Origin of the sequence: Nitrobacter sp. JJSN, from assembly GCF_051912485.1 — a bacterium.
Classification (GTDB): Bacteria; Pseudomonadota; Alphaproteobacteria; order Rhizobiales; family Xanthobacteraceae; genus Nitrobacter.
Window position 1 is genome coordinate 1,156,634 of record NZ_CP196822.1, and the last position, 23,737, is coordinate 1,180,370.

A 23,737-nucleotide genomic window follows, 5' to 3' on the forward strand; every position below is an offset into this window, starting at 1 on the left:
TGCGCAACGGAACTGAACCATGAGCATGCGCTGGTACATCGTCCACGCCTATTCGAACTTCGAAAAGAAGGTCTCGGAATCGATCCGCGAGCAAGCCAAGCAGCGGGGGCTTGAGGATCTCTTCGAGCAGGTGTTGGTGCCGACCGAGAAGGTCACTGAAGTCCGGCGCGGCCGCAAGGTCGATACCGAGCGCAAGTTCTTCCCGGGTTACGTGCTGGTGAAGATGAACCTCACCGACGAGGCGTTCCATCTCATCAAGAACACCCCGAAAGTCACGGGCTTCCTCGGCGCCGAGAACAAGCCGATGCCGATTTCGGAAGCCGAGGCTATGCGCATCATGCACCAGGTGCAGGAAGGCGTGGAGCGGCCCAAGGCATCGGTGTCGTTCGAGATCGGTGAGAACGTTCGCGTGGCCGACGGCCCGTTTGCGTCATTCTCCGGCGTGGTGGAGGAAATCGACGAGGCGCGCTCGCGCGTGAAGGTCGCGGTGTCGATCTTCGGCCGTGCAACGCCGGTCGAACTGGAATTCGGTCAGGTCGAGAAGGTCTGATTGGACGAAGAGGCGAAGTTTGCCTTCGCTTTTGAGAGGCCGTGGGAGGAAGAGGGCGGTTGCCAGCCGTTCTTGATCCGAACCACGAAACCTGAAACCGCCGGCCCAGCCGGCACAACAGGAGTAACGCATGGCAAAGAAAGTGACCGGATACCTGAAATTGCAGGTGCCGGCCGGTGCGGCGAACCCGTCGCCACCGATCGGTCCCGCGCTTGGTCAGCGCGGTCTCAACATCATGGAATTCTGCAAGAATTTTAACGCGCAGACCCAAAAGGAAGAAAAGAATACGCCAATCCCGGTGGTGATCACGATCTATGCGGATCGGTCTTTCACCTTCGAGATGAAGACCCCGCCGATGTCCTACTTCCTCAAGCAGGCGGCGAAAATCCAGTCCGGATCAAAGGCACCGGGCCGCGATTCCGCCGGCAAGGTGACCAAGGCGCAGGTGCGCGAGATCGCCGAGAAGAAGATGAAGGACCTCAATTGCGACACCGTCGAATCGGCCATGAGCATGGTCGAAGGGTCCGCCCGCTCGATGGGCCTTCAGGTGGCGGAGTAACGAACCATGGCAACCGGAAAACGTTTGAAGAAGGCTCGCGAAGGCATTGATCGGGAAAAACTTTACCCGATCGCCGAAGCAATCAAGCTGATCAAGGAACGCGCCAAATCGAAATTCGATGAGACCATCGAGATTGCGATGAATCTCGGCGTCGATCCGCGTCATGCCGACCAGATGGTGCGCGGCGTCGTCAGTCTGCCGAACGGCACCGGCCGCACGCTGCGTGTCGGCGTGTTTGCGCGCGGTGCCAAGGCCGAGGAAGCCAAGGCTGCGGGCGCAGACGTCGTCGGCGCGGAAGATCTGGTCGAGAAGGTGCAGGGCGGCACGATCGACTTCGATCGCTGCATCGCCACGCCGGACATGATGCCGCTGGTCGGCCGCCTCGGCAAGGTTCTCGGTCCGCGCGGCATGATGCCGAACCCGAAAATCGGCACGGTGACCATGGATGTCGTCGGCGCCGTGAAGGGTGCCAAGGGCGGTTCGGTGGAATTCCGCGTCGAGAAGGCCGGTATCGTTCAGGCCGGCATCGGCAAGGCCTCGTTCTCGGAGGAGAAACTCGTCGAGAACGTCAAGGCATTGGCGGACGCGGTTGCGAAGGCGAAACCCGCCGGCGCCAAAGGTACCTACATCCAGCGCATTGCGGTGTCCTCAACCATGGGACCGGGCGTGAAGGTCGAGCCGGGAACCGTGCTCGGCTAAGGCCGGGATCGCTGCGATAATCCGAGGCGGGGTCGGAACGTCCGAGCCCGCCTTTTTTGTTCGCGAAAGCCGCTATGCCTGACGAGCTCGGGCTTGGCCGCCGCGGTTGGCTGCCGGTGTCGACAAGCGGACATGCAATTTGATGTTTGTCCGAAATCGAAGCTGGCCGGAAAATTGCATGATTTAGGGCTTGGCAACGTATCAAAGATTCGTTAAACACCACGCTCCGGACGTGCTGGCTTTCGCTGGCGCGTCTGTGTTCGCTTTCCAAAAACCCAACGAGATTGGAGACCTTCCTTCCCGCATGTCCATTCGGATGGTTCGGGAGGATGGGATGCCAATTTGGTCGGGTCAGTGCGAACAGGGGTCTTTCGGCTACCTTTGGGGTTCATCCTTTGGGTGGTGTTGATCCCGTCCTGTCCGAGACTGCAGGTGCCTGCGGCAAATGCAAGTTTGTCCAACGGCTTAATCGTATAGCCTGCATAGACGGGTGAAGACCGGATTTCGCTTTTCGCTGTCATAAGCGGAAGGCAGCAGATTGGGTTCGAACCTCGACACCCCGTGCCCTTTGGCCACCAGGCCGTCGGACCCGGGAGGGCAGGCTACTGAATGTCGTCACGCCCGGCGTGTCTTGAGACCAGTGTCTTGGGATCAGGTTTCGGGCGGGATGATGGGTGTAACCCGGTGGTCCCAGCCTTGAGGCAAAGGCCGCCAAACGGAAAGAGCTTGCTGTGGAACGAGCGGCAAAAAAAGAGGCGGTCGAGGCGCTGAACGAGGTCTTCAAGACCACGGGCGTTGCGGTCGTCGCTCATTATTCCGGCCTTACCGTGGCCCAGATGCAGAAGCTGCGCATGCAGATGAAGCAGGCGGGTGCGTCGGTGAAGGTCTCGAAGAACCGTCTCGCTAAAATTGCTCTTGAAGGCACAGACGTCGTTGCCATCGGCGCCCTTTTGAAGGGTCCGACCGTGATCGCAACTTCCAGCGATCCGGTGGCGGCGCCGAAGGTTGCCGTCGAATTCGCCAAGACGAACGAAAACTTCGTCATTCTCGGCGGCTCGATGGGTAAAACCGTCCTGAATATCGACAGCGTCAAGGCGCTCGCCTCGTTGCCGTCACTGGATGAACTGCGCGCCAAGCTGGTCGGCCTCCTGGTCGCGCCGGCAACCAAGATCGCTCAGCTCTCCACGGCGCCCGCGGCCAAGCTCGCGCGCGTTGTCCAGGCCTATGCCTCAAAGAGCGAAGCGGCGTGAGGCCCTTCGCAAGTCCAATTTGGTTCGAACCGAATACGCTAAAGGAACATATCGATGGCTGATCTGCAGAAGATTGTTGATGACCTCTCGGGCCTCACCGTGCTCGAGGCCGCGGAACTCGCGAAGCTGCTCGAAGAGAAGTGGGGCGTGTCGGCTGCTGCCGCAGTTGCGGTTGCAGGACCGGCTGCTGCCGCCGCTGCTCCGGCTGAAGAGAAGACCGAGTTCACCGTCGTGCTGGCGGCCGCCGGTGACAAGAAGATCGAGGTCATCAAGGAGGTTCGCGCCATCACCGGGCTCGGCCTCAAGGAAGCCAAGGACCTCGTCGAGGGCGCGCCCAAGCCTGTCAAGGAAGGCGTGAACAAGGACGAAGCCGAGAAGATCAAGGCCCAACTCGAGAAGGCCGGCGCCAAGGTTGAACTCAAGTAATTGTTTGAGCGAAATCCCCGGGCTGGCGGAAGCTTTGTTCCGGGGATTGCTTCACCAAGGACCTCGATGGTCGCGGCTACGACAAGGTGAGGTGAATGGGATTCCCCGGACGGGCGCGATCAGAATTGCGCTCGCCGGGCATAACCGCCGGGCTCAGGTTCGGTCGATTATACACAGAAAAGTGTGGGTACTCAGGGGATCCTCCCCTCGAATTTCCACGGTTGCCATCCCATATCGGGGCGGCAGCACGAAAGCACAGCGGATGGCGGGAGCGGCGGCGTTCCTTCATAAGCTGTTGGGAGATTAGCGATTTCGGGCTTTTTCGGTCCGTTTGGAGATAGTTTTGACGGGCTGGGTGCACCCATGCACCCCGCACGTCGTTTTGCGTTCTGCGAGCCTGGCGTTCCAGCTCAGGATTGAAGTCCTGACATTTGCGTTCCGCTCTTGAGAGCGTTCCAAGATTCACCCCGGGGGCGATGCCAATCGCCCTTCGGAAGGTTTGCCCCCACGGGCGACGACATGAGAGGCCACGATGGTGCAGCAGACGTTCACCGGTCGCAAGCGGGTTCGCAAGTTCTTCGGTCACATCCGGGAAGTCGCCGAGATGCCGAACCTCATCGAGGTTCAGAAGGCGTCCTACGACCAGTTCCTGATGGTCGACGAACCGGAGGGCGGCCGGCTCGACGAGGGCCTGCAGGCGGTTTTCAAGTCGGTGTTTCCGATCAACGACTTCTCGGGCACCTCGCAGCTCGAATTTGTGCGTTACGAATTCGAGGCGCCGAAATACGACGTCGACGAGTGCCGCCAGCGCGGCATGACCTATGCCGCCCCGCTGAAGGTGACGCTGCGCCTCATCGTGTTCGATATCGACGAAGAAACCGGCGCGAAGTCGGTCAAGGACATCAAGGAGCAGGACGTCTACATGGGCGACATTCCGCTCATGACCATGAATGGCACCTTCGTCGTCAACGGCACCGAGCGCGTCATTGTCTCGCAGATGCATCGTTCGCCCGGCGTGTTCTTCGATCACGACAAGGGCAAGACCCATTCGTCCGGCAAGCTTCTGTTCGCCGCGCGCGTCATTCCCTATCGCGGCTCGTGGCTCGACATCGAGTTCGACGCCAAGGATATCGTGTTCGCGCGTATCGATCGCCGCCGCAAGATTCCGGTAACGTCGCTGATGTTCGCCCTCGGCCTGGACGGCGAGGAGATCCTGAGCACCTTCTATAAGAAGATCATGTACAAGCGCGCCAAGTCCGGAAGCAATTCGGACGGCTGGCGCGTGCCCTACGATCCGGTGCGCTTTCGTGGCTATTCCACGTTGAACGACCTGATCGATGCCGACTCCGGCAAAGTCGTGCTCGAGGCCGGCAAGAAGCTCACGGTCCGCGCCGCCCGCCAGTTCCAGGAGAAGGGGCTGAAAGCGCTGCGTTTGAGCGATGAGGAACTGGTCGGCTCGTATCTTGCCGAGGATCTGGTCAACCCAAAAACTGGCGAAATCCACGCCGAGGCGGGCGAGGAGATCACCGAGAAGAGCCTCAAGGCGCTGAACGAGATCGGCTACAAGGAATTGCCGATCCTCGACATCGACCACGTTAATGTCGGCCCCTACATTCGCAACACGTTGAACGCCGACAAGAACATGACGCGCGAGGACGCGCTGTTCGATATCTACCGCGTGATGCGTCCGGGCGAGCCGCCGACGCTGGATTCGGCGCAGAACATGTTCCAGTCGCTGTTCTTCGATAGCGAGCGCTACGACCTGTCCGCCGTCGGTCGCGTCAAGATGAACATGCGTCTCGAGCTCGATGCGCCGGACACCTATCGCACGCTGCGCAAGGAAGACATCCTGGCTGTCATCAAGACGCTGGTCGACCTGCGCGACGGCAAGGGCGAGATCGACGATATCGACCATCTCGGCAACCGCCGCGTGCGCTCGGTCGGCGAACTGATGGAAAATCAGTACCGCATCGGCCTCTTGCGCATGGAGCGCGCCATCAAGGAGCGCATGTCCTCGGTCGATATCGACACCGTGATGCCGCAGGACCTGATCAACGCCAAGCCCGCGGCCGCCGCAGTGCGCGAGTTCTTTGGTTCGTCGCAGCTCTCGCAGTTCATGGACCAGACCAATCCGCTGTCGGAGATCACCCACAAGCGCCGTCTCTCGGCGCTTGGACCGGGCGGTCTGACCCGCGAGCGCGCTGGCTTCGAGGTGCGCGACGTGCATCCGACGCACTACGGTCGTATCTGCCCGATCGAAACGCCGGAAGGTCCAAACATCGGCCTGATCAACTCGCTCGCGACGTTTGCGCGCGTCAACAAGTATGGCTTCGTCGAGACGCCGTATCGCAAGGTGAAGGACGGCCGCGTTACCGACGAGGTGGTCTATCTCTCCGCGATGGAAGAGGGCCGCTATCACGTCGCGCAGGCCAACCTGCCGCTCGATAACCGGGGCCGTTTTACCGAAGACCTCGTGGTCTGTCGTCATGCCGGCGAGGTGCTGCCGGTGGCGCCGGACAAGGTCGACTTCATGGACGTGTCGCCGAAGCAGCTCGTCTCGGTCGCCGCAGCGCTGATTCCGTTCCTGGAGAACGACGACGCCAACCGCGCGCTGATGGGCTCGAACATGCAACGTCAGGCCGTGCCGCTGGTACGCGCCGAGGCGCCGTTCGTCGGTACTGGCATGGAAGGCGTGGTCGCCCGCGACTCGGGCGCTGCGATTGCGGCGCGCCGTTCGGGCGTCATCGACCAGATCGACGCCACCCGCGTCGTCATCCGCGCCACCGAGGATCTCGATCCGACCAAGTCGGGCGTCGATATCTATCGTCTCATGAAGTACCAGCGCTCGAACCAGTCGACCTGCATCAACCAGCGTCCGCTGGTGAAGGTCGGCGACGTCGTCAGGAAAGGCGACATCATCGCCGATGGTCCGTCGACCGATCTGGGCGAACTCGCGCTCGGCCGCAACGTGCTGGTCGCGTTCATGCCGTGGAACGGCTACAACTTTGAGGACTCGATCCTGCTCTCCGAGCGGATCGTCAAGGAAGACGTCTTCACCTCGATCCATATCGAGGAATTCGAGGTGATGGCCCGCGACACTAAGCTGGGTCCTGAGGAAATCACCCGCGACATTCCGAACGTTTCGGAAGAGGCGTTGAAGAACCTCGACGAAGCCGGCATCGTTTACATCGGCGCAGAGGTTCGCGCCGGCGACATCCTGGTCGGCAAGATCACCCCGAAGGGCGAAAGCCCGATGACGCCGGAAGAAAAGCTGTTGCGCGCCATCTTCGGCGAGAAGGCTTCCGACGTCCGCGATACCTCCTTGCGCGTGCCTCCGGGTGTGCAGGGCACGATCGTCGAAGTCCGCGTATTCAACCGCCATGGCGTCGACAAGGACGAGCGTGCGCTGGCGATCGAGCGGGAAGAGATCGAGCGCCTCGCCAAGGACCGCGACGACGAGCAGGCGATTCTCGACCGCAACGTGTACGGGCGCCTCGCCGATCTGCTCGAGAACCGTCAGGGCATTGCCGGTCCGAAGGGCTTCAAGAAGGATACCAAGATCACCAAGTCGGTGCTTGAGGAATATCCGAAGTCGCAGTGGTGGCTGTTCGCATCGCCGAACGACAAGCTGATGGCCGAGATCGAGGCCATGCGGAAGCAGTACGACGAGTCGAAGAAGGGTCTCGAACAGCGGTTCCTTGACAAGGTCGAGAAGCTGCAGCGTGGCGACGAGTTGCCACCTGGCGTGATGAAGATGGTCAAGGTCTTCGTCGCGGTGAAGCGCAAGATTCAGCCCGGCGACAAGATGGCCGGCCGTCACGGCAACAAGGGCGTGGTGTCGAAGATCGTTCCGATCGAGGACATGCCGTTTCTCGAGGACGGCACCCACGCCGACATCGTGCTCAATCCGCTCGGCGTGCCTTCGCGCATGAACGTCGGCCAGATTCTCGAAACGCATCTCGGCTGGGCCTGTGCCGGCCTCGGCAAGCGGATCGGGCAGGCCGTCGATGCTTATCTCGCGAGCGCGAAGCAGGAAACCAAGGCGCTGAAGGAGACGCTCAAGAAGGTCTACGGCGATAACGAGACCATCAAGTCGCTCAACGATCATGAACTCGTCGAACTCGGTCGCAATCTCAGTCGCGGCGTGCCGATCGCGACGCCTGTGTTCGACGGCGCCAAGGAAGCCGACATCGAGCAGATGCTCGAACTGGCGGGCATGGACAAGTCGGGTCAGTCGACCGTCTACGACGGGCGGACCGGCGACACGTTCGATCGCAAGGTAACGGTGGGCTATATCTACATGCTCAAGCTGCACCACCTTGTGGACGACAAGATCCACGCGCGCTCGATCGGACCTTACTCGCTCGTCACCCAGCAACCGCTGGGCGGCAAGGCGCAGTTCGGCGGCCAGCGTTTCGGCGAAATGGAGGTGTGGGCGCTCGAGGCTTACGGCGCAGCGTATACGCTTCAGGAAATGCTGACCGTGAAGTCGGACGACGTCGCTGGCCGAACCAAGGTTTACGAGGCCATCGTGCGCGGTGACGACACCTTCGAGGCGGGCATTCCGGAATCGTTCAACGTGCTGGTCAAGGAAATGCGCTCGCTGGGTCTGAATGTCGATCTGCACAATTCCAAGATCGGCGGGGCGACGCCGACGTCCGAAGCGGCCGAGTGAGGCCTCGCGGCGTCATGGTCGGGATCATCCCGGCCATCCGCGCCTTTGCTGCGACAGTTTGACGACACGGAGGTCCGGAGCCGGCTCCGGGCATGACGAAAACGGAATTCGATTTTCTGACGACCGCTTGAGCGGTCGAGGAGAAGACCATGAACCAAGAAGTAATGAACTTATTCAATCCGACGACTCCGGCTCAGGTCTTCGACCAGATCCGGATTTCGATCGCGTCGCCGGAGAAAATTCTGTCGTGGTCCTACGGCGAGATCAAGAAGCCGGAGACCATCAACTACCGCACGTTCAAGCCGGAGCGGGATGGCCTGTTCTGCGCCCGCATCTTCGGGCCGATCAAGGATTACGAATGCCTGTGCGGCAAGTACAAGCGCATGAAGTACAAAGGCATCATCTGCGAAAAGTGCTCGGTCGAGGTGACGCTGTCGCGCGTGCGGCGCGAGCGCATGGGCCATATCGAGCTGGCCGCGCCGGTCGCCCACATCTGGTTCCTGAAGTCGCTGCCGTCCCGTATCGGCCTTTTGCTCGACATGACGCTGAAGGATCTCGAGCGGATTCTCTACTTCGAATACTACGTCGTTCTCGAGCCGGGTCTCACCGCGCTCAAGGACCGGCAGTTGCTGTCGGAAGAGGAATATCTTCGCGCGCAGGACGAGTATGGCCAGGACAGCTTTACCGCCATGATCGGCGCCGAAGCGATCCGCGAACTGCTGAAGGGACTTGAGCTCGAGAGGCTCGAGGCGGAACTGCGCGCCGAGATGCAGGCGACAGAGTCCGACATCAAGCACAAGAAGCTCGCCAAGCGGTTGAAGATCGTCGAGGCGTTCCGCTTCTCCGGCAACAAGCCAGAGTGGATGATCCTAACCGTAGTGCCAGTGATTCCGCCGGACCTGCGTCCGCTGGTTCCGCTCGACGGCGGCCGCTTCGCCACGTCAGACCTCAACGATCTGTATCGCCGCGTCATCAACCGCAACAACCGCCTGAAGCGGTTGATGGAGCTGCGTGCACCCGACATCATCATCCGCAACGAGAAGCGCATGCTTCAGGAAGCGGTCGATGCGCTGTTCGACAACGGCCGCCGCGGCCGCGTCATCACCGGCGCCAACAAGCGTCCGCTGAAGTCGCTCGCCGACATGTTGAAGGGCAAGCAGGGACGCTTCCGGCAGAACCTGCTCGGCAAGCGTGTCGATTATTCTGGCCGCTCGGTCATCGTCGTCGGTCCCGAACTGAAACTGCATCAGTGCGGTCTGCCGAAGAAGATGGCGCTGGAGCTGTTCAAGCCGTTCATCTATTCGCGGCTCGACGCCAAGGGTCTGTCCACCACGGTGAAGCAGGCGAAGAAGCTCGTTGAAAAAGAGCGTCCCGAGGTCTGGGATATTCTCGACGAGGTCATTCGCGAGCACCCGGTGCTGCTGAACCGCGCGCCGACCTTGCATCGTCTCGGCATCCAGGCGTTCGAGCCGGTGCTGATCGAAGGCAAGGCGATCCAGCTTCACCCGCTGGTCTGCGCCGCCTTCAACGCCGACTTCGACGGCGACCAGATGGCCGTGCACGTTCCGCTGTCGCTCGAGGCGCAACTCGAAGCGCGCGTGCTGATGATGTCGACCAATAACATCCTGCACCCAGCGAACGGCCAGCCGATCATCGTGCCCAGCCAGGACATCGTGCTCGGTCTCTACTACCTCTCGATCATGCGAGAGGGTTTGCCCGGTGAAGGCAAGGTGTTCGGCGACATGGCCGAGCTGGAGCATGCGCTGTATTCCAAGGTCATCCACCTCCACACCAGGATCAAGTATCGTTGGGATGTGATCGGCGAAGATGGCCAGACGTTCAAGCGCCTGATCGAAACCACCGCGGGCCGCGTCATGCTCGGTCAGGTGCTGCCGAAGTCGCCGAAGATCTCGTTCGACGTCATCAACAAGCTGATGACCAAGCGCGAAATTTCCGGCGTCATCGATCAGGTCTACCGTCACTGCGGTCAGAAGGAGACCGTGATCTTCTGCGATCGGATCATGGCGCTCGGCTTCTACAACGCGTTCAAGGCCGGCATCTCCTTCGGCAAGGACGACATGGTCGTTCCGCATGGAAAGTGGAAGATCGTCGACACCACGCGTACGCTGGCGAAGGATTTCGAGCAGCAGTACAACGACGGCCTGATCACGCATGGAGAGAAATACAACAAGGTTGTCGACGCATGGTCCAAGGCGACGGAAGAAATCGCCAAGGAGATGATGAAGGAAATCTCGGCCGTCAAGAAGAGTTCCAAGGGCGTCGAAGCTCAGATCAACTCGATCTACATGATGGCGCATTCAGGTGCGCGCGGTTCGCCGGCCCAGATGCGTCAGCTCGCCGGCATGCGCGGTCTGATGGCGAAGCCGTCGGGCGAGATCATCGAGACGCCGATCATCTCCAACTTCAAGGAGGGGCTGTCGGTTCTCGAATACTTCAACTCGACCCACGGCGCCCGCAAGGGCCTCGCGGATACCGCGTTGAAGACCGCGAACTCGGGTTACCTGACCCGCCGTCTGGTCGATGTCGCTCAGGACTGCATCATCACGCAGGACGACTGCGGCACCAAGCTCGGCATCAAGATGCGCGCCATCATTGATGCCGGTACGGTCGTGGCGTCGCTGGGATCGCGTATCCTGGGTCGCACGGCATGCGAGGACATTCGTGATCCTGTGAACAACAAGGTGGTGGTCAAGCGCAACACCTTGATGGAGGAAAGCCATGTCGATCAGATTTCACGAGCCAGCATCCAAGAGGTCAAGATTCGATCTGCGCTGACCTGTGAACTGATCAACGGCATCTGCGGCAAGTGCTATGGTCGCGATCTGGCCCGCGGCACACCGGTCAATCACGGTGAGGCGGTCGGCGTCATCGCGGCGCAGTCTATCGGCGAGCCCGGCACGCAGCTCACGATGCGTACGTTCCACATTGGCGGCGCGGCGCAGATCAACGAGCAGTCGGTGATCGAGTCGAACTTCGACGGCAAGGTCACGATCAGGAACAAGGCGATCGCAAGAAACGGCGAAGGCCAACTGGTTGCGATGGTGCGCAACATGGTGGTCGCGGTTACCGACCCGGATGGCACCGAGCGTGCGACGCATCGTATTCAGTACGGCGCGCGTATGCACGTCGATGAGGGCGACATGGTCAAGCGCGGCCAGCGTATCGCCGAGTGGGATCCCTACACCCGCCCGGTTCTCACCGAGGTGGAGGGTATCATCGGATTCGAAGACCTGATCGAAGGTCAGTCGATCTCCGAAACGCTCGACGAATCTACCGGTATCGCCAAGCGCATCGTCATCGACTGGCGGTCGACGCGTGGCGGTGCCGATCTGCGCCCGGCCATCGTTATCAAGGGCAAGGACGGCAAGGTGCTGAAGCTCGCGCGTGGCGGCGACGCTCGCTACATGCTGTCGGTCGACGCCATTCTGTCGGTCGACGTCGGCGCCAAGGTGAAGCCCGGCGACATTCTTGCGCGTATCTCGACCGAGAGCGCCAAGACTCGCGACATCACCGGCGGTCTGCCGCGGGTGGCCGAACTGTTCGAGGCCCGCAGGCCGAAGGACGCGGCCATCATCGCGGAAATCGCCGGCACCATCCGGTTCGGCCGCGACTACAAGAACAAGCGCCGCATCTCGATCGAGCCGGTCGACAAGGAGGAGGAGGCCCGCGAGTACCTCATTCCGAAGGGCAAGCACATCCATCTGCAGGATGGCGACATCGTCGAGAAGGGTGACTTCATCGTCGAGGGCAATCCGGCGCCGCACGACATCCTGGCGATCAAGGGCATCGAGGAACTCGCTGCCTATCTGGTCAACGAAATCCAGGAGGTCTACCGGTTACAGGGCGTGCTCATCAACGACAAGCACATCGAGGTGATTGTTCGTCAGATGCTGCAGAAGGTCGAGATCACCGACCAGGGCGAGACTGACATGATCTCGGGCGAGCAGATCGACAAGATCGAGTTCGACCGGCTCAACGTCAAGGCCAAGGAAGAGGGCAAGAAGGTCGCGACGGGAGCGCCGGTCCTGCTCGGCATCACCAAGGCCAGCTTGCAGACCCGTTCGTTCTTCTCGGCGGCGTCATTCCAGGAGACCACGCGTGTGCTCACCGAAGCCGCCGTCAACGGCAAGGTGGATCCGCTCGAAGGCCTCAAGGAAAACGTTATCGTCGGCCGGCTGATCCCGGCAGGAACGGGTGCGTCGATGGCCAAGATCCGCGAAGTTGCGGTCAAACGCGACAAGCTGATTCTCGACGAGCGCGAGAAGCAGGCGGCGATCGTGCCATCCGCTCCGGAGGCGGAACCGCTGGCCCTTCCGCCGGCGGAGTAGGAATCACCTGAATTTAAGCAAAAAGGGCCGGTGCAACCGGCCCTTTTTTTCGTTGCGCGGCGTCCGGCGGGCTTTTTTCGGCGACGTCCGGTTTGTTCATCTTCCCTTCATGTAGAAAGGGCTTCTCCTAGGATGCCTCCAGTCTCAGAAACGCGGCTGCAGGTAAGAAATGAGGGATGGAGGAGGCTGGCGTTTCCTTCATCGGCGGAACTTCACCGGCCTCGGTGCGCCGGAATTTAGGAAAGGCCGGGTCGGGGCTGCGACAGCGCCAGGCACGGATGTCGAAAGAAAACTATGCTTGATCTCGCAATTGTTGGTGGTGGCCCCGGCGGACTGATGAGCGCCTGGCACCTCAGGAAAAAACTCGGAGAACTTTGTCGCGTCACCATCTTTGAAGCTTCCGACCGCCTCGGCGGCAAGCTGCTGACCCGCAAGTTCGAGACCGCGCCGGCGATGTACGAGGCGGGAGTTGCGGAAATCTACGACTACTCGATGACGGGACCAGATCCCCTCCGCGAACTGATCCAGCATTTCGGATTGCAGACGATTCCGATGGACGCGGGGCAGGTGCAGTTCGACGGCGAGCTGCTCGACGACGTCCCCGGCATGCGCCGCAAATACGGCGCGGAGACCGCCGATGCCATCGTGGCCTTCCGCAAGCGCTGCGCCGAGATGATGTCGCCGATCGATTATTACGAAGGCGCGTGCGACAACGACCACCCCTGGGCGTTCCTGACGGCGGAGGAGTTGCTCGACAAGGAGGTCGCGGACCCGGTCGCCAGGCGTTTCTTCAAGGTGATGGCGCGCTCCGATATCGCCACCGAGAACCACAACACCAACGGACTGAACGCGCTCAAGAACTTCGTGATGGATGTGGACGGTTATATCGGCCTGTATTCGATCCAGAACGGCAACGAGCAGCTGATCGATTGCCTGAGGGCTGAGGTCGATGCCGACATCCAGCTCAATCACCGCGTCCTCAAGGTCGGCAAGACGCCGGCCGGCCGCTATCAGCTCAACATGATGAACGGCAAGGGACCGGAGACCCGCGATTTCGATCTTGTCATCATGTGCCTGCCCCATAGCTGGCTCGCCACCGTGGGATGGGACGGCGAGCAGTTGCGCAAGTCGATGGTCAAGCACGTCGCTTACTTCGACCGGCCGGCGCATTATCTCCGTGTTTCTGTCCTGTTCGACGAGCCGTTCTGGGGCGAGAAGATTTCGGGCGCATGGTTCATGTCCGAAGCCTTCGGCGGCTGCTGCGTCTACAACGAGGGCGCGCGGCACGACGTCGGCCGTCACGGCGTGCTGAACTGGCTGATCGCCGGCTCCGACGCACTGGCGTTTGCGAACCTCAGCGACAGGGAGTTGATCGACGCGGCGCTGAAGTCGCTGCCGGCGTCGCTCGGCAACGCGCGCGCGCATTTCCTCGAAGGCAAGATCCATCGCTGGATGTCGTCGGTCAACGCGATACCCGGAGGTCTTCCGGCGCGCGATGTCATGACCAACCATCGGCCCGAACCGAAGGAGCATCCGGGCCTGGTCGTTGTCGGTGACTATCTGTTCGATTCGACCCTCAACGGGCTCCTGGATTCGTCGGATGCGGCGACCGACATCGTCGTCACCGAGATGATGAAGTTGCGCCGCGCGCGGGGCGAAAGTCGCGCGACCGCCTTCAATCAGATCGATCGCGATTACTTCAGGAACTATCGCGGTCTCGGTCCTTATCGCGACGTCTGGCAGCAGTTCAGCGATCCGGACTTTCTGATGAATCTGATCCGGATCGGTTGGAACAAGACGACGAACTACAAATTGCTGGTAGCGGGATCCGCGAGCGGCGAACTGGTTGGCGCGTTGCGCGCCCGCGGCATCGATGCCTGGGGCATTGAGAACAACCGCGCGATTCATGCGTCGACTCCGGCAGCGCTGCAGACGTTTAACCGGTTCGGCTCGATCGTCGACATGCCGTTCGAGGACGGGCAGTTCGATTTCGTCTATGAAACGAGCCTCTGCCACGTCCCGGAATCCCGGACCCGGCGGGCGGTTCGCGAGTTGAACCGCGTCGTCAAGATCGGACTGATCTTCGGCTCCGTCACCAGCGACATGAAGCCGGCGTTGATCGACCGTTACGATTTGCTGCGCGGCGTGAAGAAGCTCGGTACCTGGTGGGAATGGTCGGAAATCTTTTTCAATAACGGTTTTGACCTCGCCATGAACCGCAACGACCGCACCGACGAATTATGGGCGGCGGCTATCGCAGCGGACAGGGGACCGGATCGGTGGTACGCCGATGCCGAAAGCCTGCGCTACTCGCTGTTCGACAAGGTCGAAGACGACGCCTGAGTCGCTGTCAGGCGAACCCGGAAACTGCACCCGGCTTGATCGGGGTGCTCCGTCAGTTCAGCTGGCCATGAAGCACTTTCATATTTCATACGGCGGCCGGTCTGGCCGTTCGCAACGGTAAAATCCAATCGTGCCCAAGGTGCCGCCGCCCGACGATCCATCTGGCCCCGATGATGCGGTAAGGGTTCCGAAGAATCTGCCTGCCGAGACCGGGCCGGCGCCCGCGTCGTCAGCGCCAAGCAAACCTGCTCTCGAGTCCCCGCCGCATCAGCGTGTCGAGGATGACGAGGATGATGATGAGGACGAGGACAGTGAACTCGACCTCGACAATGACGACGATGAGGATCTCGTCGTCTATACGGCGCGCGAGGCCGCCGGTGCGCTCGCGACGATCTATGCATTCATCCGTCCCTCGCTCCGGAATTATCGGAAGGCGTTGAGCTTCGTCGGCCTCGGCCTTTTGGTCGAGACGCTGTTCAACGTCATCATGCCGCTCAGCCTCAAGTTTCTGATCGACGATGCGCTCGGCGAAGAGGATTTCGTCGTCCTGGTTCGGATCCTGTCGGTACTTGCGGTCGCCGGCATTATCACGTCGCTGATCTCCATCTGGTACGAACGCTGGGACGCCTGGCTGTCGTCTTCGATTGTCTCAGAGGTGCGGCAGCGGCTGTTCAACCATGTGCAGGATCTGCCATCGGCATTTTTTGGGCGTATCCGGCGAGGGGAAATCCTGTCGCGCTTCTCCGTTGATCTCGCGGCATTCGAAGGCGCGACGAAGACGCTCGTCAGCACGGCGCTGCTTCCGGCGATGGAACTGGTGGCAGGCATTGTTCTGATGCTGTTCTTGAGTTGGCCCTTGGCGGTTGTTGCGCTGCTGATCTTTCCGATCACGTTGATCGGGCCGCGCTTTCTGACGCCGAAGGCGGTGCAGGCGAACTACGAACAGAAGGTCAACGAATCCGCGATCCTCGGTCTGGTTCAGGAAAACATCGCCGCGCAGGCCCTCGTGAAGGCTTTCAGTCTGCAGCGTCGCGCCCGCGGCTGGTTCACCGTCCGCAATGAGGATACCAGAAAGAAGATCGCAACCTCCACGTTCCTATCGAGCATGGTCGAACGGTCGGTCACGATCGCCGTGCTGCTGCTGCATCTCGTCGTTCTCGGCATCGGCGCCTATCTCGCGACCAGCGGGCAGATCACGATCGGAACATTCGTGACTTTTGAAAGCGCGTTCTGGGAAATTTCATACAATATCGCGCATCTGATGTCCTACGTGCCGATTTCGATTCAGGCCGCGGCCGCTGTGCGCCACATGCATGAATTGCTCGACGAACCGACGCGCGGTGCCGACCGCCCCGGCGCGCCCGATCTGCCCCGCATCACCCACGACATCACCTTCGATCGTGTGACGTTTCGATATGAGGGCGTCGAGACGCCCGTCCTCAACAACCTCTCTCTGAAGCTCGATGTCGGAAAGCGGATAGCGATTGTTGGGCCGAGCGGCTCCGGCAAGAGCACGCTGCTCAATCTGATCCTGCGTCTCTATGTGCCGAACCAGGGGCGCGTCACCATCGACGGCGTCGATACCCGCAAGGTGACGCGCGAGTCGCTTCGATCCGGCATGGCAGTGGTGTTTCAGGAGAACATGCTTTTCAACATGTCGATCCGCGAAAACATCCGTCTCGGCAAGGAAGACGCCAGTGACGAGGAGGTCGAAGTCGCGGCGAAAAAGGCCGAGATCCATCGCTTTATCATGAGCCTGCCGCGACGCTACGATACCATCGTCGGCGAGCGCGGCGATACGTTGTCCGGTGGGCAGCGCCAGCGCATGGCGATTGCCCGCGCGATCGTTCGCGACCCGTCGATTCTGTTGCTTGATGAGGCGACGTCCGCGCTCGACCAGACCACCGAAGCGGCGATCAATCGCACGCTGCTGAAGGTGGCCAAGGGCCGAACCATGATCTTTTCGACGCATCGGCTCACCTCGGTGGTCGATATGGACGAGATCATCGTCATCAGCAGCGGTCAGGCCGTTGAGCGGGGTTCCCACGCAGAACTGATGAAGGCCAACGGCCTCTACCGCACGCTCTGGGATGACCAGGGTCATGGGCATGACCACAGCGATCGTGACGATGAATAGGCGCTTCTCCTCACGCGAAATTATGCGATCGAAGTGAGGAAAAATTAACATCGAGTTTATTCAATTTGCTTCTTCACCGCGGCGTTATTCGTTTCGGGTGGACGGGATGCTATTGTCCGCCATGCGGATGCAGCTCGATGGTCGAGCGGCAGTTTTCCAGACTGAAGGCGTAGGTTCGATTCCTGCCATCCGCTCCAGTCGCGAAAAGTCGTGGATCGCAAAGAACGGATCGCGCGCAGGCGTGGGAGTCAGGAATCATGATTGCTGCACAGAAGAAGCGCGAGACCCGCAAGTCGGTCCAGCAATCGGCCTGGATCACTCTGGACGGCGGCTTTGCCGCAAGGCCGTGCGTCGTCCTCGACCTGTCAACCAGAGGCGCCAAGATTACGGTCGACGATCCCGGCGTAGCGTCGGCCGGTTTCCGGCTGGCATTCGCGCGCGACGTGAGGGCGGGGCGTCAATGCACGGTGATCTGGCGCAGCGGAAAAACGATGGGCGTCAGGTTCATTCGCTAGGCTTCCGTTTTCCTGGCGGGCGGATCAATTCGGCCCGGAGTCTCGTTCAGCTGCGTTGAATTAAGGCTCTAGTCTAGCCTTATCCCTTTGATTGATCTTATCCGAAACCGGTTTCAACTTTGCGCTCGCGCGACCCTTCGGGTCTGGATCATGCTCTAGGCAATTCTGCCTTCGTGCGATTCCTGACGCGGCAGCGACGCGGGTATCCGCGTTTCCGGCTTGTTTTTTAGTCCCATCATGCCCTGAGCCAGCCGTCCGATGAAGCGTGCCCAGCGGCGTGCGCGCCACGTCGGGCCGTTGTCGATCGACAGCGAGCGAAGATGCCAGGCTTTCGCGGTCGACCATGCATCACATTCTGTCTTCACCGGATCGTCGTAGAACATGTCGATCTTGATGCGATCCATGCCTTCGGTCGCAAGCCAGTTCGGGATGTGGACGTTGCAAAGTCGCTCGACGTCGGTGAATACCTTGTCGGTGCCGGTGCCCGCGGCCGGGCACGATGTCGCGAAAGCGTCGCCGACGAGAACGACGCCGGCCTGCCGATAATTTTCCGTGACGTACAAATCCGCCGGCCGGATTTTGATCGGCCCGCTAACCTTGAAGCCGCCGGTCATGCGGTCGAGGCCGGGCATCATTGCGCGCATCGTCGCTTCGGGGTTTTCACGAAATTCGCGAAACCAGATGTCGTCCATCGGTCGATAGACCATCATGTTGGCCCGCATGGTGTTGCCGATCGGAAACAGCGTCAGATAGGCCATGCGATCGGTCGATCGCTTCGGCCAGTAGGTCAGGGCCGGGAAGGGTAACGTCGGGCGATCGACCGGCACGACGTCGAAGCCGAGCGTCACGGAATGACATTCGCTGATGATGCGCCGCCCGAGGCCGAGCAGGTGACGCAGGCTGATACTGAGACCGTTCGCGAGCACGATCAGGCGCGCGGAAATCGTCTCACCATCCGCCAGTACTACGCGCTGGCGTTCGTCGCTCGTGGCGACCTCGACGACCTTGGTGTAAAGGGTCTCCACGCTGGACGGGATTTGCGCGCGCATGGTGTTGACGAGCGTGTCGTACATCACACCGTGCTGGTCGCTTGGTTTTTTGGTCACCACGTAACCGAAACGTGCTTCCCAGACTTCACCGTCGATAGTCGTCGCGCGTAGCGTCTCGTCGGCGAGACCTGTCTTGCGCAAGGTTTCGAGCTGGGTGCCGCCCAACTTTTCACAACGCAGGTCAGGTGGGTATGTCGTGTGCGGATCGATCAGGATCGCGGGAATGCCTGCGCGGCCCAGCATTGCGGCAGCGGTGGAGCCGGCCAGACCGCCGCCAATGATTGCGATGTCGGTATAGCGCATGGATTTGCCTTTGTTCCGCAGCGCTATCATTGCGCCGCAAAAAGCAAATAAACCTTGAAACACACCAAGCGCGCGAGGCTGGATAAGACCGATACAACTTAACTGAAAAGCAATGCCGGGGCGACATTATGCCGCCCAAGCAGGATCGCCCCAAGAATGATCCAAGGCGTCTGATGATTTCGGTAAACATTTGTTCACCAACACTGGACCTTGCGGTGCCATGGGACGATCTCGTCCGGCGGGCATCTTCCAATGTGTTCATGAATCCCGTTGCCCTGACTGTCGCGAACGAGACCGGGTTCGCGCGCATTCAGGTTCTGTTGGCGTGGGACGACAGCACCGAACCCAGGAGGCTGGTCGGCATCTGGGCCTTTCAGGTCCGCAGGATTTCGCGATTGTGGCCCGCGCAGCTTGAGGCATTGCCCTACAATTACGCCTTTCTTTCAAACCCGGTCGTGGATCCTGCTTTCGTCCGTGATGTCATCCCGGCCTTCCTGTCGGCGATCCGGAACAGTCCCGTCCTGCCCAAGTTGATCAATCTGAAGTCGCTCGATGCCGAGGCTCCGAGCTTCGAAATGCTTCTAAACGCGCTGACGGAGCAGGGCAGGGCGCAGCTCAAATTATCCGAGAGCACGCGGCCTTTTGCGACTCCTGAGGTTGGCGTGAAACGGTCCGGCTCGACCCGAAAGAAGCTGCGGCAGGACTGGAACAGGCTTTCCGCTGTCGGCGTGGTCGATATCGTCAATCACCGCGCGCCCGATACCCGAGAGGCGTTCGAAACGTTCCTGAAGCTGGAAGCAGCCGGCTGGAAAGGCGCGCGCGGGACGGCATTGCTGTGCGATGCCGCGGATGCGGCCTTCGCCCGACAGATGGTTGCCGCGCTCGCCGAAGGTGGCAACGCCTCGGTGGCATTGCTTCGCGTCGATGGGTGTGCCATCGCCGCGCAAGTGCTGATGTATTGCGGCTCCACGGCCTACACCTGGAAAACTGCATTTAGCCCGGACTACGCAAAATACTCGCCAGGCGCGCTGCTGATCGACAGGATCACGGACGACCTGTTTTCCTCCGCCGGCATTGCGGCGATCGATTCCTGTTCGTACGAAGGAAGCTTCATGGCTCAGCTCTGGGCCGGACGCCGGAAAATGGCCGATTTGCTCGTCGATGTAGGACCGGGTAAATCGCTGGCGTTTTCGCTGGAGGTGGTCCGCCAGCGAGGCTATGACTATCTCCGTCGGCTTCGCGACCGAATCCGGGCCTGGTCGGTGCCGGCCGTACCCAAAAGCAAGAAGGTGAGTTTTGCCGCGCATCGCTAGGGATGTCGCTGCGTGCGACCGGGCGGCCGACGGGACAAAGTTGACTTGTGGATCACGTTATATAATATTAAATATATCGACTGGCGTCAGCTATCGTCTCTTCCGTTCGACATATCGTCGCGCTTTGCTCTGCATTGGCGTTCGAAGCAAAAGTGTCCGAATATGTTCGACAAACAAGTCAAGCAATAAAGGATTGGCCGAACTGGTAGCGCATAAGGACGCGGCGAGTCGGAGCACTACCCAGCGCGACTTGTCTTCGGCCTTGCAAAGACCGAAACTGCGGCCGCTGGTTCGAATCTCCTGAATGAACCGGTGATCGGAACCAATGGCACAGAGACCTAAAAACGCCCTCCTGGCGACAATACCAGACTCGGAATGGATCGAAGTTCAGAATCGGTGTGAGCCCGTCAAGCTGCCGCTTGGCCGCGTGCTGTACGAGCCACGCGGCGCATTCGATTACGTGTACTTTCCGGAAACGGCGATTATCTCCAACGTCGCCCCGCTCAAGGACGACAAGACGGCCGAAACGTCGACCACCGGACGGGAGGGAATGATCAACGTCGGAGCCATCATGGGCGACGAGCAATCGATGCACCGCGCCGTCGTCCAGGTGTCAGGTGATGGCATCCGCATTTCTTTTCGCGAGTTTCAGGAGCTGCAAGCACGTCTGCCGATATTCCGACGCAAGCTCAACGCCTACTCACGAGCATTTCTCGCGCAGGTCATGCAGTCCGTTGCATGCAATGCCAGCCATACGCTGCTCCAGCGCTGCGCACGATGGCTGTTGAAGTCTCACGATCGCGTCGACGGTGACGAGCTTCGACTCACGCAACAGTTCTTGGCCGAGATGCTGGTCGTCAGTCGCGTGGCGGTTAACGCCGAGCTAAAGAAATTTCAGCAACTGCAGGTTCTCACATACAGCCGCGGCATCATCACGATATTGGACCGAAAGCTGTTGGAGCGCACATCCTGCGAGTGCTATCGCGCGGTTCGGCGCGAATACGACAGGCTGCTGCCAGGCTCCTTCACCAAATAAAACGCCGACCAAATAAAAATCCGACTATGTAAACTAGTTGGCTATACGGTCGCTGTTTCCATCGGTACACAAAGAAATCCAATAATGGAGGAGTGCACCGATGCCGAGACACGTCTCTTTTTACGATGAATCTCTGGGTAAGCAGATCGACGGTTCATACACTTCGGATGGCAAGGTGATCCATGCCGGCTCGGGAACGCTTGGTGCAAAAAGCGCTACCATTGGCCATCTTGGCAACGCCAGCACGTTTCCGGTCGATCAGGTCGGACAGGATCTGCTTGCGCAGAAGCTGTTGAGCGAACTGGCGCATGTTGAAGCGAAGAATGGCCACGGTCACGGTCATTAAGCTTAAAGAAATGGACGGTGTGAGCCGCTAGGCTCTCTATCAAGCGCCGTCATCGCTGTTTGTTGCGGAGACCATTGAATTGGTCCCGCTGCTTGGGCGGCGAAGGTTTCAAGACCTGCTCCTTGGTTTCGCGCGTTGCAGCCGACGCTCTCCGAATCCTGCACCTTTCGAATTGCGTTGACTATCCCGGGCGGCGAGGTGAGCCGATCCGCTCGGATAGGTGTGCCATAAGCTAGGTTTATCTGACCTTGAAGCGCTGCTTGTCGTCACCGTCGAGGTGATCGACGGCGGCGCTTTGGCGCGTGGTGAATGTGCCTGCGCATGATGTTGCGCCATCGACGCGCGGTCGACGATGATGAGGCTCCCGCAACTTATTGCGGACCGGAGCGGTTCTCCGAACTACGCAGGATTCAATCCTTGCTCTGTCATCATGCGCGGGCGTAGGCGTTCGAGGATGGCGTCCTTTCCAATTCCCCATCCATCTTCGTTCCTCGCGATGACGAAAATCGGATGGGTCTCCCTCCGAGCGCGAAACGCATCAGCGTCCCGGCTCAGGCCTTCCAATCCCTTCAGTATCGGCTGGAGCCTTCGCCTGGGCAGGGCCGCGGGTGGCCGATTCGGCGTCCCGGAGGTGGTCGGGGCACAGATCGGACCCAGGGCCCCGGGATTCGGTGGTGCGACGGTTCGCTTGTCTTGCGGTTGGGCCGTGCGCTGGCGGAACGGACGCGGCGTGTGAGGGCGGCCGATGTCGCAGAAAGACCATTGTTTTGAGGGGTATCTGGCCAGCCGGCGAAGCAGGCTTGCCGCCGATTCCCCGCGATGCGGAGTTTGTGTGGATGCTGGGTATGAACGGCCAGAAGTGCTTCTGCCACGGCGGTTTAGCCTTGACTTGACGACTCGCGGTGGATAAAACCCGGCCACTTAACGGCAGGCGGTGAGCTACGCCAACGTCGGAACGGAACACCCTTTCTATCTGATTTAATGGATAGAGATGGGCACCAACCTCGACGAATGCTGCTCAGACGCTGCTGATAATAGCTAGGCAATGCCAGGACGATAGTCGTTCTCTTGAGCGAGATCTCTCGAGTTTGATTTCGGATGCATGACCTCGGTGGAAGCTGGCTGGTTCATTCCGGTTGGCGTTGATCGCGGTCCTCTGTGGCGTCGAAGCGCTTCCCGTTCAGCAATGAACGGTTGGCGCGATTTCGTTTTGCGTGAATCGTTTCATGCATCGCGAGCGGGTGGGCGGTAGCCCCGGATGAATCTGCGGAACCGATTAGGGTTTCGCGTCAAATTAAGGGTGAAGGCGAACGATGCCGACGATCAACCAGCTGATCGCAAGTCCGCGCGTCATACAGAAGTCGCGCAAGAAGGTGCCTGCGTTGCAGCAGTCGCCGCAAAAGCGCGGCGTGTGCACGCGTGTTTACACCACGACTCCGAAGAAGCCGAATTCGGCGCTGCGTAAGGTTGCCAAGGTGCGTCTTACCAATGGCTTCGAGGTCATCGGTTACATCCCGGGTGAAGGGCATAACCTTCAGGAACATTCCGTGGTCATGATCCGCGGCGGCCGCGTCAAGGACTTGCCGGGCGTGCGCTACCACATTCTCCGCGGCGTCCTCGACACTCAGGGCGTCAAGAACCGCAAGCAGCGTCGTTCGAAGTACGGCGCGAAACGTCCGAAATAAGCGGGAACAGATACGATGTCGCGTCGCCATTCTGCCGAAAAGCGTGAAGTGCTCCCCGACCCGAAGTTCGGAAACATCGTCATTACGAAGTTCATGAACTCGGTCATGTATGCCGGGAAGAAGTCGGTTGCCGAAAGCATCGTCTACGGTGCGCTCGAGATGATCGAGAACAAGACCAAGCAGGGTCCGCTCGGGGTGTTCGAGCAGGCGCTCGAAAACGTCATGCCGACCATCGAAGTGCGCTCGCGTCGCGTCGGCGGCGCCACCTATCAGGTGCCGGTGGAAGTTCGGACGGTCCGCCGTCAGGCGCTCGGTATTCGCTGGCTGATTACGGCTGCGCGGGGGCGCAATGAAAAGACGATGACGGAGCGGCTCTCGGCCGAACTGCTCGACGCGTCGAACAACCGGGGCAGCGCGGTCAAGAAGCGGGAAGACGTGCACAAGATGGCGGAAGCCAACCGTGCGTTCTCGCACTATCGCTGGTAACAGCGACGCAACAGGA

Annotated in this window: 16 protein-coding genes and 1 tRNA gene; 16 read left to right on the forward strand and 1 reads right to left on the reverse strand. The window is 60.3% G+C overall.

All coding sequences use genetic code 11. From position 1 onward, the window contains the following. Window positions 1-19 precede the first annotated feature (19 nt). The 11 genes from nusG (at window position 20) to ACSZOQ_RS05755 (ending at window position 17,503) form a co-directional block, all read left to right on the forward strand. Window positions 20-550: a transcription termination/antitermination protein NusG gene (gene nusG / locus ACSZOQ_RS05705; protein ID WP_009797155.1), complete on the forward strand. Its 531-nt coding sequence runs from the start codon at window positions 20-22 to the stop codon at window positions 548-550. A 130-nt stretch (window positions 551-680) separates the two neighbouring features. After that, window positions 681-1,109: a 50S ribosomal protein L11 gene (rplK, locus tag ACSZOQ_RS05710; protein WP_439925035.1), complete on the forward strand. Its 429-nt coding sequence runs from the start codon at window positions 681-683 to the stop codon at window positions 1,107-1,109. A gap of 6 nt (window positions 1,110-1,115) precedes the next feature. Beyond that, window positions 1,116-1,808 carry a 50S ribosomal protein L1 gene (gene rplA, locus ACSZOQ_RS05715; protein WP_439925036.1) on the forward strand — a complete coding sequence of 231 codons (693 nt, stop codon included), beginning with the start codon at window positions 1,116-1,118 and terminating at the stop codon, window positions 1,806-1,808. Window positions 1,809-2,539: 731 nt separating this feature from the next. Then, the gene (gene rplJ / locus ACSZOQ_RS05720; RefSeq protein ID WP_439925037.1) at window positions 2,540-3,058 is read left to right on the forward strand and encodes a 50S ribosomal protein L10; all 519 of its coding nucleotides are present in this window, start codon (window positions 2,540-2,542) and stop codon (window positions 3,056-3,058) included. 54 nt (window positions 3,059-3,112) lie between these two features. Further along, window positions 3,113-3,484 carry a 50S ribosomal protein L7/L12 gene (rplL, locus tag ACSZOQ_RS05725; protein WP_439925038.1) on the forward strand — a complete coding sequence of 124 codons (372 nt, stop codon included), beginning with the start codon at window positions 3,113-3,115 and terminating at the stop codon, window positions 3,482-3,484. A 532-nt stretch (window positions 3,485-4,016) separates the two neighbouring features. Then, window positions 4,017-8,159, forward strand: a complete 4,143-nt coding sequence (gene rpoB / locus ACSZOQ_RS05730; protein WP_439925039.1) for a DNA-directed RNA polymerase subunit beta — start codon at window positions 4,017-4,019, stop codon at window positions 8,157-8,159. A 149-nt stretch (window positions 8,160-8,308) separates the two neighbouring features. Continuing rightward, window positions 8,309-12,508, forward strand: coding sequence for a DNA-directed RNA polymerase subunit beta' (gene rpoC / locus ACSZOQ_RS05735; protein ID WP_439925040.1), 4,200 nt, complete (start codon window positions 8,309-8,311; stop codon window positions 12,506-12,508). A 294-nt stretch (window positions 12,509-12,802) separates the two neighbouring features. Then, on the forward strand, window positions 12,803-14,851 hold the full coding sequence (locus ACSZOQ_RS05740; protein WP_439925041.1) for an FAD-dependent oxidoreductase: 2,049 nt from the start codon (window positions 12,803-12,805) through the stop codon (window positions 14,849-14,851). Window positions 14,852-14,981: 130 nt separating this feature from the next. Further along, entirely contained in the window at window positions 14,982-16,988 is a 2,007-nt protein-coding gene (locus tag ACSZOQ_RS05745) for an ABC transporter ATP-binding protein (protein ID WP_439925042.1), read from the forward strand. 123 nt (window positions 16,989-17,111) lie between these two features. Beyond that, a tRNA-Gly gene (locus ACSZOQ_RS05750) sits at window positions 17,112-17,185 on the forward strand. A 60-nt stretch (window positions 17,186-17,245) separates the two neighbouring features. Further along, window positions 17,246-17,503, forward strand: a complete 258-nt coding sequence (locus ACSZOQ_RS05755; protein WP_439925043.1) for a PilZ domain-containing protein — start codon at window positions 17,246-17,248, stop codon at window positions 17,501-17,503. Between the two features lie 155 nt (window positions 17,504-17,658). Here ACSZOQ_RS05755 and ACSZOQ_RS05760 read toward each other — a convergent pair whose 3' ends face one another. Continuing rightward, the gene (locus tag ACSZOQ_RS05760) at window positions 17,659-18,855 is read right to left on the reverse strand and encodes an FAD-dependent oxidoreductase (RefSeq protein ID WP_439925044.1); all 1,197 of its coding nucleotides are present in this window, start codon (window positions 18,853-18,855) and stop codon (window positions 17,659-17,661) included. A 173-nt stretch (window positions 18,856-19,028) separates the two neighbouring features. Here ACSZOQ_RS05760 and ACSZOQ_RS05765 point away from each other — a divergent pair, with 173 nt between their 5' ends. The 5 genes from ACSZOQ_RS05765 (at window position 19,029) to rpsG (ending at window position 23,721) form a co-directional block, all read left to right on the forward strand. Beyond that, window positions 19,029-20,168, forward strand: a complete 1,140-nt coding sequence (locus tag ACSZOQ_RS05765) for a GNAT family N-acetyltransferase (RefSeq protein WP_439925963.1) — start codon at window positions 19,029-19,031, stop codon at window positions 20,166-20,168. A gap of 325 nt (window positions 20,169-20,493) precedes the next feature. Then, on the forward strand, window positions 20,494-21,204 hold the full coding sequence (locus tag ACSZOQ_RS05770; protein WP_439925045.1) for a Crp/Fnr family transcriptional regulator: 711 nt from the start codon (window positions 20,494-20,496) through the stop codon (window positions 21,202-21,204). A gap of 100 nt (window positions 21,205-21,304) precedes the next feature. Further along, window positions 21,305-21,550, forward strand: a complete 246-nt coding sequence (locus ACSZOQ_RS05775; protein ID WP_439925046.1) for a hypothetical protein — start codon at window positions 21,305-21,307, stop codon at window positions 21,548-21,550. Window positions 21,551-22,863: 1,313 nt separating this feature from the next. Next, a complete protein-coding gene (rpsL, locus tag ACSZOQ_RS05780) occupies window positions 22,864-23,235 on the forward strand; it encodes a 30S ribosomal protein S12 (protein ID WP_009797142.1) in 372 nt (123 codons plus the stop codon). Between the two features lie 15 nt (window positions 23,236-23,250). Continuing rightward, window positions 23,251-23,721, forward strand: a complete 471-nt coding sequence (rpsG, locus tag ACSZOQ_RS05785) for a 30S ribosomal protein S7 (protein ID WP_439925047.1) — start codon at window positions 23,251-23,253, stop codon at window positions 23,719-23,721. The last annotated feature ends 16 nt before the right edge of the window (window positions 23,722-23,737 follow it).